This is a genomic window from Streptomyces sp. YJ-C3, assembly GCF_053891275.1.
In genome coordinates this window covers 2,129,654-2,143,256 of the sequence record NZ_CM132685.1, presented here as the reverse complement: position 1 = coordinate 2,143,256, position 13,603 = coordinate 2,129,654, and the positions used below count along the sequence as shown (strand labels likewise).

Genomic DNA, 13,603 nt, shown 5'->3' with positions numbered 1-13,603 from the left:
TCATGCCATGACGTCACCCCGTCGGGCAGTGGCCGCCCGCGCTAGTGACAGCCGCGTACGAGCAACGGACCGCACCCGCACGGCCGAGTCGCCGAAAGGCGCCCGTCTCCACATGCACAGGGCACATGGCGGCGCCTCCCGGCGACATCAGGTCCGTACTCCCTCGCTCCGCTACGGCCTCGGCGCGATCAGTGCTCGCGCGGCGCCGGCACGACGCGCTCCACCTCGGGGTGGACCACGAGCAGCTGTCGCATGGCGGCCTCGGCGCCGGAGCTGTCCCCGGCGGCGAGAGCGTCGACGATGCGCGCGTGGTGCGCGACGGCCGTCTCGTTCGGCCGGTCGCAACCGGTGACGGGGCCACCGGAGACCTGAAGGGCCGCGGAGACGATGCCGGAGAGGTGCTCGAGCATGCGGTTGCCGGCGAGCTGGATCAGCAGCGAGTGGAATTCGGCGTCGGCACGGGAGAACGTGATCGAGTCCCCCTGGGCGAGCGCGTGCCCCATGATCTCGACCATGTCGGCAAGACGCTGCTGTACGTCCTCACGGCCATGGCCGGCGGCGAGGCGCGCGGCGAGCGGCTCGATCGTCCAGCGCAGCTCGCTCAGCTCCCGGCGCTGATCGTCACGCTGCGGCCCGAAGGCACGCCACTCGATGATGTCGGGGTCCAACAGGTTCCAGTCGCTGACCGGACGCACGCGCGTGCCCACGTTCGGGCGGGCGCTGACCAGGCCCTTGGCCTCCAGGACGCGGAGGGACTCACGGACGACGGTCCGGGACACCTCGAAACGCTGGCCGATCTCCTCGGGCACCAAGGGGCGGTCGGCGCCCAGGTCGCCGGAGACGATCATCTGCCCCAACTGCTGGACGAGTTGACCGTGCAGTCCGCGCCCCCGGCTGCCCGCGGCGCGTCGGCCCACCCGGCCGAGGTCCTGGTCCGTGCTGTCCCAGACGGGGGCGCCGATGCGATCGGCGGCCGACTCCCCGTAGGGGTAGCGGTCGAGTTCGCCCGGTCCGGCGAGGCCTGAGTCGGCGGAGCGGGCGGCGGTCATCATGGTGTGCGCAAGGGTACTCACGGAATGTGTTGTCGGCGCCGCTCCCAACTCCCTTGAGGTCTTTGGTGAAAAGCACACGAAAGGGTGATCTCCTCCCTCACTGCAATTGACGCCTTATCGGAAAGAAATGGGCGTTCCAGGGGGAGTTGCGTACAGCGGGGGTCCAGAAGACGCCGGACGGTCGTCATCGCACCCTGGGGCGCAGCACCATGAACAGATATGTGCAGAGCAGAGCGCTGAGCGACAACATCAGCGCACCGCCCACAGGTTGGGCGATCATCCGCACTGCGGCCGCGACGAACCGCTCCGCGCCGAACGGCCAGTGCACCAGAGCGAGATCGCGCAGCCTGACGGGAAGCCCCGCGGCCGTTCGCACAGATGGACCCTCGACGGCCTTCTGTACGAGGGGAACGATGACGATGGGGACGGCCACGACGGCCGCGAGGCCGGCCGCGGTCGACCGGAACACTCCGGACGCGAGGACGCCGGCCCAGGCGCACGCGATGACGAGCGTGAACCAACTTGCCGTCAGCGACAGCCAGTCGGTGGGAACTTGGGTGAGCTCTGATCCGTATACGAGGTGGAGCAGGGCGGCGTCGCAGCCGACGACGAGGACGGCCATGAGGACGGCGGTCGCCGCGCCGACCAGCAGTTTGGCGGCGAGAAGTCCCAGGCGTCGGGGGACGGTGCCACGGTCGGCGGCGAGGGCGGGGTGACGGAACTCGTCACCGAAGGCGAAGGCCCCGAGCAGTCCCGCGCCGAGGGCGGCGGGCGGCAGGGGCAGTTCTCGCGGCCAGGCGGCGAGCAGGCGGGGCTGCGGTGTGTGTCCGGCGCGTGCGAGCAGTACGGAGAGGAGCACGGAGGCGGCGAGGACGAGCGCGACGGTGATGTATCCGGTGGCGATGCCGGTCGCGCGGCGCAGTTCGTAGCGCAGGGGGCGCAGCGGACCGAGGGCGGGACGGACGGTGATGGGGGGCGGCAGCGGGGGCAGGGCGGCAGCCGGAGGCCGGGACGCCTCGTTCCCCTCGCGCCCGGTGCGCTCGGTGACGTGCGCGGAGGCTGTGGGCATGGGGGTGGTGTCGGCGAGGGGCACGAACGTGCTGGTCGCACCCTTGGTATTGAGGAGGTCGGCGTCCTGGGAGTCGTGTGCCTGCGCGTCGGTGGCGGAATCGCCGGTGCGTGGGGCTTCCGGAACATCCATGCCGTCGCCCGGGGGCAGGATCTGCGCCACTGCGGGTCCCGCGTCCCCGACCTCGTCGGCGAGTTGGTGGACGAGGATGCCGTGCCGGAACGCTGTCTCCCCCACGTCCGCGCAGGTGCTGCCGTACACCGAGAGGTGGCTGCCGTCCTCCGGTACCACTTCGACGGTGCGCTTGGCCGTGCGGGCCTCCTTGGCCAGCAGGACGCCGAGGCGCGTGGCGTGCGGGCTGCGCACGGCGACCCGGGGCCGCAGTCGGGTGCGCGCGAAGTCGGCGACCCCTTGGTCCGCAATCAGCTTTCCCTCGTCGAGAGTGACGACGCGGTCCGCGGTCCGCGCCGCCTCCTTGGGGTCGTCCGTGGTGAAAAGGATCGTGCCGCCGAGGCCCGCGTGCGCGCGCAGAATGCCGTGCAGCCACTTGCTCTCGCGGGTCGACAGTCCGTCCGCGGGACCGTCGAGCACCAGCGTGTGCGGGTCCGCGAGCAGCGCGCAGGCGAGGCCGAGCCGGCGGTCCATGCCGCGGGACAGGGTGCCCAGGCGCTCGTCGCGCAGGCTCACCAGCCCGACGACCTCCAGTACTTCGTCGGCGCGCTGGACGGGCACTCCGGCCGCCGTGCAGAGCATGCGCAGCTGTCCACGGACCGTTCGGCCCGGGTGGCCCGGTACGTCGCCCAGCAGGACGCCCACTTCACGCGCGGGATGGGCGATGCGGTGCAGGGGGCGGCCCCTGAAGCAGGTGATGCCGCGCCCCTGTTGGAGTTCGAGCATGAGCCTGACCGCGGTCGTCTTTCCGGCCCCTCGGGCACCGAGCAGTGCCGTGACACGGCCCGCGTGCGCCTCGAAGGACACGTCGTCGACCGCGGGCGGGCTCCCCTTGCGGGCGTTGCTGGTCAGTCCGATGGCCTGGATCATCGCTTCTCTCGCAGGATGGGCGACCGCCCGGCGGCCGGGGTCCGGCCGCCGCTCGGGCAGCGGCCGACCCCCGTGGGTACTTCAGCAAGATAACGCGATATTTCCGGCTTTTCGGGCAGGGTGTGGGCGTGGATATCCGCAAAAGCGGAGTCGAAACGGCCGGACGACGACCTGCGCGTTCCGGGCTGTTCCGGAACAGCCCGGTCTCGTAGGTGAGTTGGTCAGACTTCCGGTCGCAGCATCGGCGGGTTGAGCAGTGTGGCGCCGCCCGCGCGGAAGAGCTGGGCGGGCCGGCCGCCCTGGCGGGTGGTGGTGCCCCCGGTGGGCACCAGGAACCCCGGCGTCCCGGTCACCTTGCGATGGAAGTTGCGCGGGTCGAGGGCGACGCCCCAGACCGCCTCGTAGACGCGGCGCAGCTCGCCGACGGTGAACTCCGGCGGGCAGAACGCCGTGGCCAGCGACGAGTACTCGATCTTCGATCGGGCCCGCTCGACACCGTCCGCCAGGATCTGCGCGTGGTCGAAGGCGAGCGGTGCGGCCTGCTCGCCCTCCCGCCCGTACCCGCTCTGGTTGAGCAGTGCCTCGACCGGGGCCCAGCGGGCACTGTGCGCGTCGCCGCCCGCGCGCGGTGCGGGCAGGTCGGGCGCAAGCGCCAGATGAGCGACGCTCACCACACGCATCCGAGGATCCCGCTTCGGGTCGCCATAGGTCCCCAGCTGTTCCAGGTGCGCGCCGTTGTCCTGCGCGGGCGCAGCCGGATCGTGGGCGCACAGCCCCGTCTCCTCGGCCAGCTCCCGCGCGGCTGCCGCCGTCAGATCCTCGTCGTCCCGCACGAACCCGCCGGGCAGTGCCCAACGCCCCTGAAAAGGCGGTTCACCGCGACGCACCGCCAACGCACACAGCGCGTGACGGCGCACGGTCAGCACGACCAGGTCGACGGTGACAGCGAAGGGCGGGAAGGCCGACGGGTCGTAGGGCGACATGGAACGATCATAGTCGTCTGCCTGACGATAAACAGTCCCTTCGCTCGTTGCTTCCCCTCTTCGTGCAGTGGCTCGCCCAGGCTCAGGTCCGGCTCCTGCCAAGCCGGTCACACCCCCAACTGCAGGACGTCCGCGGCCTCCTCGACCATGGCGAGGCCGAGTCGGCTGACCCGTACGGAAAAGGTGTGCTCGGCCACTCGGAGCCCCGTCAGCCCGATCTCACCGAGCGGGGCGCCCCGTACCGGGGACAAGGTGACCGTCCCGGCGGGCACGTCCGGGCGGATGCCCGCGAGGGTGGCCAGCAGGTGCACGCCCGCTGCTGCCGCGACGGCAGCCGGCCTGCAGGCGGCGGGATGCGGCAGCGGGGCGCCTCCCTCGACCCGCTGCTCCCCCGCGTACATCTCCGGCAGCCGGTACCCGAAGGCTTCTGCGGCGGCCAGGACACCGCCGAGCAGGGACGCTGCCTCCTTCTCGTACCCTGCGACGGCCAGACCCGCGACGGCCACCGCTGTCTCCTGCACGCGCACCGCACCCGCGCGGTGACCGAACGGGTTGTACGACACCTCCTTCACCCCCAGGGTGCGCAGCCCCCAGCCCGAGTCCAGGCCCGGGCCGCCGAGCAGGCGCGCGAGCTGCTCGGTCTGCACCTTGTCCAGCAGGCCCGGCGCGCACGAGCCCGCTCCGAGCAGACCAGTGTCGAGCAGATGGGCGACGCCGCTGCCCAGGTGAGGGATCGGGCGTCCGTCCGCGGTGCGTGCCGCCGCCGGCCGGCCGCCGCCCCGGTCGTCGACCCAGAAGTCCTCCCGGAACCGGTGCCGCAGCTCCTCCGCCCACTGCCGCAACTCCGCGCCCCCGGGTCTGCCGTACGCGTCGAGCAGATCGGCGCCGAGGACCGCTGCCCGATGCGCGTGGGCCTGGGTTTCGCAGCGCAGCGGCCCTCCCGGGCCGGGGTCGGGAACGTACGGACCCTCATAGGTGGCGGCGCGCAACCAGCGCAGGCATCGCTCCGCGGCAGGAAGCAGCTCTGTCACCTCCGGCTCGGCGAGACCCCAGCGTCTCGCCTCCGCCAGCAGGACGGGGAACAGGAGGGTGGCCTCGATGCCTGTGGAGCTCGGGGGCAGTCCCGCGCCCATGTGCCGCATGGGCCCCGGCAGACTCCCGAAATCCCTTCCTGGTTGCGTCACTTGTGTACGGCTCAAGGCTCGCAGCGTGCTGCCCGCGAGGCGAGTTCCCAGCGGCAGGGCCATCCTGGCGGCCGCCAGCGCCTCGGCGGGGGCCGGACCGCAGCGCCAGGGCGCGCCCGCCGCCAGGTAGACGTCCGAAGGATGCGTGGGGTCGCGCACCAAGAGCGCCTGCAGGTCATCGATGCAGGTCCGCAGCAGGGGCCCCACACGCGGGTCGTCCCCTTGCGCCCGGGCCGCGGCGAGGGGGCGGACCGCGGTGTGTCCCGCGGTTCTGCCGATCCCCGTGCCGTCCCCCCGAACTCTCAGCTCCACCGTGCGCGTCCCACCGGGTGGCAGGTCGAACTCCCAGCGCAGCAGGCCGGCGGAGGCCAGGGCATCCGTGGGCGGTGGCGTCGCCGTGACCACGGTGTTGCCCGTCGGGGACGACCACCGCATGCCGGAGTCGTGGACCGTCGCGGGCAGTTCGCGGCCCGGGTCGCCGGCCGCCACCGCGCCGAGTTCGGCCAGGTCCGTGCCGAGTGCCACTTCCAGGGGCAGCCGCAGGGGCCGTGCCGCGGAACTGTGCAACGTGATGCGTTCCGTACCGTCGGCATGCCTGATCCGCTCCACGACAACATCCGGGTCCGGTCCGGCGTCGGGGGCCGCCCGCACGGTCCCCACGAAGCGGGCGCGGTCGGCCGAGACCATGCGCGCCTGCACGGCGAGCGGCTCTCGTCCCGCCACACGGATCCGGCAACGCGACAGAAGCCGTCTGCCGCCGCGATAGAAGCCTTCGAGTCCCTCGGCCGTCAGTTGACCGTGCTCGGAGGAGATCGCGAGTCCCGGCAGAGCCACGCAGATCAATGACCGGTGGGTGGGCGGGAGTTCAAAGGAGCGTCTGGGCATCGCGGCCGGTCCCGTCGAAGGCGACGAGGCGCTCGGGCGGCCCGGCAGCGGGTGGGGCCGGTGGCGTGAGGGCTCCGGCGGGCTTGTGTCCCTGAGGGCACCGAGCTCGCCGTCGCGCGGCGACACGGGCCGCCGTGGGGCGTTCGCCGTCAACGCCGCCCCCTCCCCGTGGACGCCGGGCGTACGCCGACCGGCCTGCGCACCGCCGACACTCCTCGGCCGCCTGCGGTCCGCGCTCCGCGTGAAGTCCACGCCGCACAGGGGCGATGCGTCCGGTCGGAGCGCCCGGGACGGCGCCCGCCCGCGTCGGCCGGCCGGTGGCCACGCCTCCGGTCCACGATCGGCCTCAGCTCGAACTCCCGCATGGGGCGGCTCCTTTCGCGCACGGTCGCGCGAGGCGCCGGCATCCTGCCGGGCTGGTGGACGCGCCGACGGCACGGCCCGGCCGCCGCTACCGCCTCTCAGGTGAACGGAGCCGCCCGGTCCCAAGTAACGCCACAGCGCGGCGAACCACCGACTCCCCCACCGACAAGCCGTCGCGGCCCTGCTCATCCGTCGTCCCTGGTGCGCTGCCTTCCGACGCGACGCCGTCCCGAAGGCCGCCGTGGCGCTCGCGCTCCCGCTCGGGCCGGCCGGGTCCCCGCCCGATCTCGGCGCTCGCCCCGGCGGCGCAGCGCGGCCTCCAGACCGCGGGCCGCCCGGGACACCCCCGGATCCACGACGGGCGCCGGCCCCGAGGGCCCGAGCTTCCCGGCGTCCTCCGCGCCCTCGGCAGCTTCTTCATTCACCTCGGTCGGCTCCGTCTCCCGCTCGGTCCGCTTTCCGCGCAGTGAGCGACGTACCGGTTCCGGGTCGAGTCCGTCGGCACGTGCCGCGTTGAGGAGCTGGGCGAACACGTAGCGCGGATCGGCAGTGAGCGCCATCTCGAGTGCCTGGTCCGCCTCGGCGGTGTCACCGAGCGACCATGCGACCCAGCCGGCGAGGGACAACGGCGCCGCGGCATGCTCTCCGTAAGGGCCGACGCAGCGACGCGCCAGCGCCCTCCACAGACGAAGCGCGCAGGAGGCCTCCGCACCTTCCATCCACTCCGCCGCCCGGTCCCTGGTCAGCCGGTCCTGGAGGCCGAGAATCAACGTCGCGGCCTCGTCGTGGGCCAACAGCTCGTCGTCCCGGAGATCGGCATCCAGCACTCCGTCCTCCGACGGGGCGTCCGCGAGACGGCGCAGGACGCGGCGCGCCAGGTCGAGGGTCTCGCCCTCCACCTCCTCGCGCGAGACACCGGCGAAGATCCTCGGCACGAGGTCCATGGCCGCCGCGTCCAGGGCTCGGGTCTGGTCGACGACGAGTCGCGTCTCCAGCGGGGCCAGTCGTGCCCGCACCTCCTGGGCAGACGCGCGTACATGAATCCCCGCGTACGCCGCCGTGGCCGCCATCACGGAGGTGCCGTCGGTGACGATCACGTTGCCCTCCGGCGGGCAGCACTCCGCGCGCGGGCAGCAGTAGGACCAGTACCTGCCGTCCGAGAGGCACAGTGCTTCCGTCACCGGCACGTCCAAACTGCCGCACGCCGTGCGCAGGAGCTGGGCGAGGGGGCGCAGCCGCTCCATCACCCGCCGCGCGGGTTCCGCGCCCGAGACCGCCGCGTCCTGGCAGAGGAAAGCGACGACGCTGTCCGGCCGGCCGTCCCTGAGCTCGCACTCGCCGATCAGGCAGCGGGCCATCTGCTGCGCCACCGACGGCCAGTCCTCGGCGCGCCCGGGGATGCCGATGCGCACCCGGCCGCCGAATCGCCCCTTGTGCAGGGCGACCAGGACGACGCTGTCGTCCGGACGGAACCCGAGCAAATACGGAAGCGCCTCGGCGAGTTCACCGGCCGTGCGCAGGGTGATCTTTGCCTCGCCGGTCGCACCGGCGGGCTTGCTGTGATTCGTCATGGGAGGACCATGCCGCGGATCGGCACACTCCGTTTTGGGCTGTGGATAACCCCGATCAGGGACACGACAGGAGTTGTCCACAGGCAGAAGCCTTCGTTCGCGCGATGTCAGTCCCATCGGGTTGCATGGGGGCATGAGCAACGAAGACCTCCGGACGGCCGCCGACGCCGTACTCGCCCGCCTGGTGTCCGACCCGAGCGGCACGGCCCGCCTGCGCGAGGACCAGTGGCGTGCGATCGAGGCCCTGGTCGCCGAGCACAGACGTGCCCTCGTCGTGCAGCGCACCGGCTGGGGAAAGTCCGCGGTGTACTTCGTCGCGACCGCACTCCTGCGGGAGCGGGGCAGCGGCCCGACCGTCATCGTCTCCCCGCTCCTCGCGCTGATGCGCAACCAGGTGGAGGCAGCCGAGCGCGCCGGCATCCGCGCCCGCACCATCAACTCGTCGAACACGGAGGAGTGGGACGCCGTCCGGGCCGAGGTCGCGGCGGGCGACGTCGACGTGCTGCTGGTCAGCCCCGAGCGCCTGAACAACCCCGACTTCCAGGACGACGTCCTGCCTCAACTGGCCGCCGCCACAGGCCTGCTCGTCGTCGACGAAGCGCACTGCATCTCGGACTGGGGTCACGACTTCCGCCCCGACTACCGACGCCTGCGCACCATGCTTGCCGATCTGCCCCAAGGCGTGCCGGTCCTGGCCACGACGGCGACGGCCAACGCGCGGGTGACGGCCGACGTCGCCGACCAGCTCGGCACCGGCGGCGGCTCGGACGCCCTCGTGCTGCGCGGGCCGCTCGATCGCGAGAGCCTGAGCCTCGGTGTGCTGCAACTTCCCGACGCCGCACACCGTTTGGCCTGGCTGGCCGACCACCTCGACGAGCTGCCGGGCTCGGGGATCATCTACACGCTCACGGTCGCCGCCGCCGAGGAGGTCACGGCGTATCTGCGTCAGTGCGGCCACACCGTGACGTCGTACACGGGAAAGACGGAGAACGCGGACCGGCAGCAGGCCGAGGAGGATCTCCTGGCGAACCGGGTGAAGGCTCTGGTGGCCACCTCCGCGCTCGGCATGGGTTTCGACAAACCCGACCTCGGGTTCGTCGTCCACCTCGGCTCCCCTTCCTCCCCGATCGCGTACTACCAGCAGGTGGGGCGTGCGGGACGTGGCGTCGAGCACGCGGAGGTGCTGCTGCTCCCCGGCAAGGAGGACGAGGCGATCTGGCGCTACTTCGCCTCGCTCGCGTTCCCTCCGGAGGAGCAGGTGCGGCGCACCCTGGACGTGCTCGCGCAGTCCGAGAGGCCGCTCTCGCTCCCGGCTCTCGAACCTCTTGTGGAGCTGCGTCGTTCGCGCCTGGAAATCATGCTCAAGGTCCTGGACGTGGACGGCGCGGTGCACCGGGTGAAGGGCGGCTGGATCGCCACCGGACAGCCGTGGACGTACGACACCGAGCGTTATGCGTGGGTCGCCAAACAGCGGGAGGCCGAGCAGCAGGCGATGCGCGACTACGTCACGACGACCGACTGCCGCATGGAGTTCCTGCGCCGTCAGTTGGACGACGAGGCGGCAGCGCCGTGCGGGCGCTGCGACAACTGCGCGGGGGCGCGGTTCGAGGCCTCTGTCTCACCGGACGCGCTGACCTCGGCGCGAGGCGAACTCGGGCGCCCCGGAGTCGAGGTGGAACCGAGGAAGATGTGGCCCACCGGCCTCGCGGCCGTGGGCATCGATCTGAAGGGACGCATTCCGGCGGGCGAACAGGCGGGCGCGGGACGAGCGCTCGGCCGCCTCTCGGACATCGGCTGGGGCAATCGGCTGCGGCCCATGCTCACCCCACAGGCACCGGACGGCCCGGTGCCGGACGACGTCGCCCGGGCCGTCGTGGAGGTTCTCGCCGACTGGGCCAAGGGGCCCGGCGGCTGGGCGAGTGCCGGCTCCGACGCGCAGCCGCGCCCTGTAGGCGTGGTCACTCTGGCGTCCCACACCCGGCCGCAGCTCATCCAGTCGCTGGGGGCCGGTATCGCCCAGGTCGGCCGTATGCCGCTCCTCGGCACCATCCAATACGCGCCGGGCAGCGACACCGCGCACATCCCCCGCAGCAACAGCGCACAGCGTCTTCGGGCCCTGGAGGGCACGTTGACGTTGCCGCACGAGCTGACCGAGGCACTCGCGCGCGCGGGCGGCCCGGTTCTGCTCGTCGACGACTACACGGAGACCGGATGGACGTTGGCCATGGCCGCTCGGCTGCTCCGTCGGGCCGGCGCGGAAGGGGTGTTGCCGCTGGTCCTGGCGGTACAGGGCTGATTCGCGCGTCGAGGACCCAACCTTTGGGCAGGGATATTGGCGACGCATCGCCGGATACCGGTCCCGGGTCGTGATTGCTCGTTGCCCTGCGCCTGTACGACAGGAAGAATTGGCACAGCTCCCCGCGCGGCTCCCCAGTGGTCCGGAAGGGCTGTGCCGCGGTGCGCTCCCCCAGTCAGACCCCGCCCTCGCTGTGGGCGTGTAGCCGAAGGGAGGACCGTGACCTTCGGATTCGCTCCGTCCTCGGCCGCGTCGATGTCCGCGTCATCGATGCGCTCCGAGAGGTCCGCCGATTCCGTCAACCGACCGACCAGGCTGCTGGAACCCGCGGAGTGGGCGGCAGCCGGAATTCCGCTGCTGCGCAATCCTCGCGAGGTCGTCAGCGGCCTGCACACCCGCCACCGGCCGATGCCCCGGACCGCCGTGGTGGCCGTACTCGACCCGGAGGAACGGCTGAACGCCAGCGCCTCGTTCACCCGCCGTGAGAGCGCCACCGACGGCTGGACGTTCCGCAACGCGCTGCTCTCCCAGCTGCGCCGGGTCATCCCGCACGACCTGCGTCGCCGCACTCCGGTCCGTACCGCTGTCCTGCTGTACTGCCGTGAGGGAGACGCTCGTTGGACGGAGGAGGACGGGGCCTGGATGTGGGGGCTGCGGGACGCCTGCACCCTGCACGGCCTGCGCTGCGGGGCATACATCACGATGACGCGTGACGGCTGGCAGGTGCTCGGCGAGGGCCGGGGTGGACGGCGCCCGAGTGTGGGCTCCGTGGCCGGAGTGCTCGGCGGCGACGAGCAGCGGGAGCCACGGACCAGTGGTGCCGCGACGGAGATGCTCCGCCGGGCGGCGGCCCGCTGAACCGCACCGCCGCGGTCGCGCACCGGCCTGCCGGACTCCCCGGACACCGACGAGCGGTGCGGGCAGCCGGCAAGCGGTACGTCAGACCCCGGCGCCGAGCAGCGTGTTGACGCGCTGCGGGTCGCCGCACACGATCAGCAGGGCACCGGCCCTGCCGAGTGCCAGCGGCAGCGCCGTCGTGGCCGTCTGGTCGGCGCCGCCGTTCACGGCGACGACGACCACCGGGCGCGACGCGGCACGGTCCAGGGCGGAAGCGTCGGCGTAGAAGACGTCGTCGCCCGCATCGTGCTGCGTCCAGTAGGCGTTCTCGCCGAACGACAGCTCGTGAGCGGCCCACGGGTGCGGCTCACCCGTGGTGATCACCAGGATGTCGCCGGGCGCACGACCGGAGTCGAGCAGCAGATCGACGGCTTCCTCCGCGGCGTCCAGCGCGCCCTCGGCCGAGGCCGGGATGAGCTGGAGCTGCGGCTGAGACGCCGAAGTCGACGGGACGGCAGGGGCCTTCGGCCCCGGCTTGGCGGCGGGAGCCGACTCGCGCGGGGTGCGCTGCGCGGGCGGCGCGGGCCTTGCGGGACCCGGGCGGCCGGGTCGCGGCGGCGCCGCGGGACGCGGGCCGGGTACGGGACGAGGGGTCGGCGCGGTACGGCCACTGGCCGGCGTGGCGCGGGGACCCTGGGCACTCTCGTGAATCTGAGGCTCCTCGGGAATGAGAGGCATGAGCTGATATTTATCAAACGCAGGTGCGACTCGCGTCGGCGGGTGGCACATAGGTGCGAGCACAGCGGTCAGAAGTCGAAGCCGAGCTGGCCCTCGATCTCCGGAACGCTTGCGTCCGCCCAGCTGCGGGCCTTCTTGAGGTGCCGCCACTGGGGCAGCGCATCAAGATACGCCCACGAAAGCCGGTGGTGCGGGGTGGGCCCCCGCTCCTCCAACGCGGCGCGATGCACCGGCGACGGGTATCCGGCGTTGGCCGCAAACCCGAAGTCTGCATGGTCGATACCCAGTTCGGCCATCATTTTGTCGCGGCGGACCTTGGCGATCACCGAGGCCGCGGCGACGGCGATGCAGGAACGGTCCCCCTTGATCACCGTACGGACCTGCCAGGGGGCACCCAAATAGTCGTGCTTCCCGTCGAGAATGACGGCGTCCGGCCGCACCGGCAGCCCTTCCAGGGCACGCACGGCGGCGAGACGGAGCGCCGCCGTCATCCCCAGATCATCGATCTCCTCGTGCGAGGCGTGACCGAGGGCGTGCGCGGTGACCCAGCTCTCCAGCTCCTCCGCGAGCGTCTCGCGACGCTTGGGGCTGATCAGCTTGGAGTCGGTGAGCCCCTCGGGCGGGCGGCGCAGGCCCGTGACAGCGGCACAGACGGTGACCGGGCCCGCCCAGGCGCCGCGGCCGACCTCGTCGACACCGGCGACGATCTTGGCTCCGGTGGTGGCGCGCAGTGAGCGCTCGACGGCGTGGGTGGGTGGTTCGTACGGCATGGCGGCACACAGCGTACGCCGCCGACGCCCCGCCGCGACACCCGGCCGGGCTCAGCCCGCGTGCCGCCGCAGCAGGGGCACCATCACCTGGTCGACCATCTCCACCAGATCCACCTCTTCCCATTCGCTTCCGCACACCTTGGAGCGGTACATCATCAGTGCGGGAATGACGTCGCACACCGCGGCGTCCGCGGCGTCAGGGCGCACCTCACCGCGCTCGATCCCACGACGTACGACTTCCTTGATCAGCTGCACACTGGGCTCGACGACACCCTCGATGATCACGCCGTGAAAGCGCTCGGCCGTCAAGGTGTCGCACTCGTGAAGCACGGAGCGCACCGCAAAACCGGGCCGCGAGTACATGGCCGCCCGCATCTGCCGGCACAGCTCCAACAGGTCCTCGCGTACTCCCCCGAGATCCGGAGCGGAGTCCAGTTTGGGCAGTCCGGCCTGGAGGGCGTCGACCACGAGGTCCTCCTTGGAGGGCCAGCGCCGGTACACCGCGGCCTTGCCCGTCTGTGCGCCCGCGGCGACACCTTCCATGGTGAGACCGTTCCAGCCGACCGTACTGAGCTGATCCAGCGCGGCGTCCAGGATGGCCCGTTCGAGCACGGGACCACGCCTGCGCATGGAGGCGGCCGACTGAGCGGAGGCGGCCGTCCAGCGCGAAGTAACCATCGTCATCTCTCCGTTGAGCAGGTCGAGCGGTGAACAACGCACGGCAACAAGTTCAGTGAACGGTTGCGTTCACTGAAGGGGACTCACTACCGTTGACGCGACAGTGAACGGGATCGTTCACTAATACGCCCGTGGG

Annotated in this window: 10 protein-coding genes; 2 read left to right on the top strand and 8 right to left on the bottom strand. The window is 72.0% G+C overall.

Annotation, left to right across the window (positions count from 1 at the left end):
- Positions 1-188 precede the first annotated feature (188 nt).
- The 5 genes from ACVHNB_RS09500 to ACVHNB_RS09480 all read right to left on the bottom strand — a co-directional run bounded on the left by ACVHNB_RS09500 (position 189) and on the right by ACVHNB_RS09480 (position 8,148).
- Complete coding sequence (locus tag ACVHNB_RS09500; protein WP_456227808.1) at positions 189-1,073, bottom strand: FadR/GntR family transcriptional regulator; 885 nt, start codon at positions 1,071-1,073, stop codon at positions 189-191.
- A 163-nt stretch (positions 1,074-1,236) separates the two neighbouring features.
- Positions 1,237-3,162 carry an ABC transporter ATP-binding protein gene (locus tag ACVHNB_RS09495; protein ID WP_456227807.1) on the bottom strand — a complete coding sequence of 642 codons (1,926 nt, stop codon included), beginning with the start codon at positions 3,160-3,162 and terminating at the stop codon, positions 1,237-1,239.
- A 221-nt stretch (positions 3,163-3,383) separates the two neighbouring features.
- Positions 3,384-4,145, bottom strand: a complete 762-nt coding sequence (locus ACVHNB_RS09490) for an NUDIX hydrolase (RefSeq protein WP_428951838.1) — start codon at positions 4,143-4,145, stop codon at positions 3,384-3,386.
- Between the two features lie 107 nt (positions 4,146-4,252).
- Complete coding sequence (locus ACVHNB_RS09485) at positions 4,253-6,214, bottom strand: glycogen debranching N-terminal domain-containing protein (RefSeq protein WP_456227806.1); 1,962 nt, start codon at positions 6,212-6,214, stop codon at positions 4,253-4,255.
- 548 nt (positions 6,215-6,762) lie between these two features.
- Positions 6,763-8,148, bottom strand: coding sequence for a DUF4192 domain-containing protein (locus ACVHNB_RS09480; protein ID WP_456227805.1), 1,386 nt, complete (start codon positions 8,146-8,148; stop codon positions 6,763-6,765).
- A 133-nt stretch (positions 8,149-8,281) separates the two neighbouring features.
- Between ACVHNB_RS09480 and ACVHNB_RS09475 the strand changes: the two genes are divergently transcribed.
- Together ACVHNB_RS09475 and ACVHNB_RS09470 are read left to right on the top strand one after the other, a co-directional pair.
- Entirely contained in the window at positions 8,282-10,444 is a 2,163-nt protein-coding gene (locus ACVHNB_RS09475; protein ID WP_456227804.1) for a RecQ family ATP-dependent DNA helicase, read from the top strand.
- A gap of 219 nt (positions 10,445-10,663) precedes the next feature.
- Positions 10,664-11,302 carry a hypothetical protein gene (locus ACVHNB_RS09470; RefSeq protein WP_428951842.1) on the top strand — a complete coding sequence of 213 codons (639 nt, stop codon included), beginning with the start codon at positions 10,664-10,666 and terminating at the stop codon, positions 11,300-11,302.
- Positions 11,303-11,383: 81 nt separating this feature from the next.
- On the opposite strand, the gene ACVHNB_RS09465 is transcribed toward ACVHNB_RS09470, so the two are convergent.
- The 3 genes from ACVHNB_RS09465 to ACVHNB_RS09455 all read right to left on the bottom strand — a co-directional run bounded on the left by ACVHNB_RS09465 (position 11,384) and on the right by ACVHNB_RS09455 (position 13,467).
- Positions 11,384-12,019, bottom strand: a complete 636-nt coding sequence (locus ACVHNB_RS09465; protein ID WP_456227803.1) for a hypothetical protein — start codon at positions 12,017-12,019, stop codon at positions 11,384-11,386.
- Between the two features lie 68 nt (positions 12,020-12,087).
- Positions 12,088-12,789 (bottom strand): ribonuclease HII, encoded by a 702-nt coding sequence (locus tag ACVHNB_RS09460; protein WP_428951844.1) that lies wholly within the window; start codon positions 12,787-12,789, stop codon positions 12,088-12,090.
- 51 nt (positions 12,790-12,840) lie between these two features.
- A complete protein-coding gene (locus ACVHNB_RS09455) occupies positions 12,841-13,467 on the bottom strand; it encodes a TetR/AcrR family transcriptional regulator (protein WP_428957515.1) in 627 nt (208 codons plus the stop codon).
- Positions 13,468-13,603 lie beyond the last annotated feature (136 nt).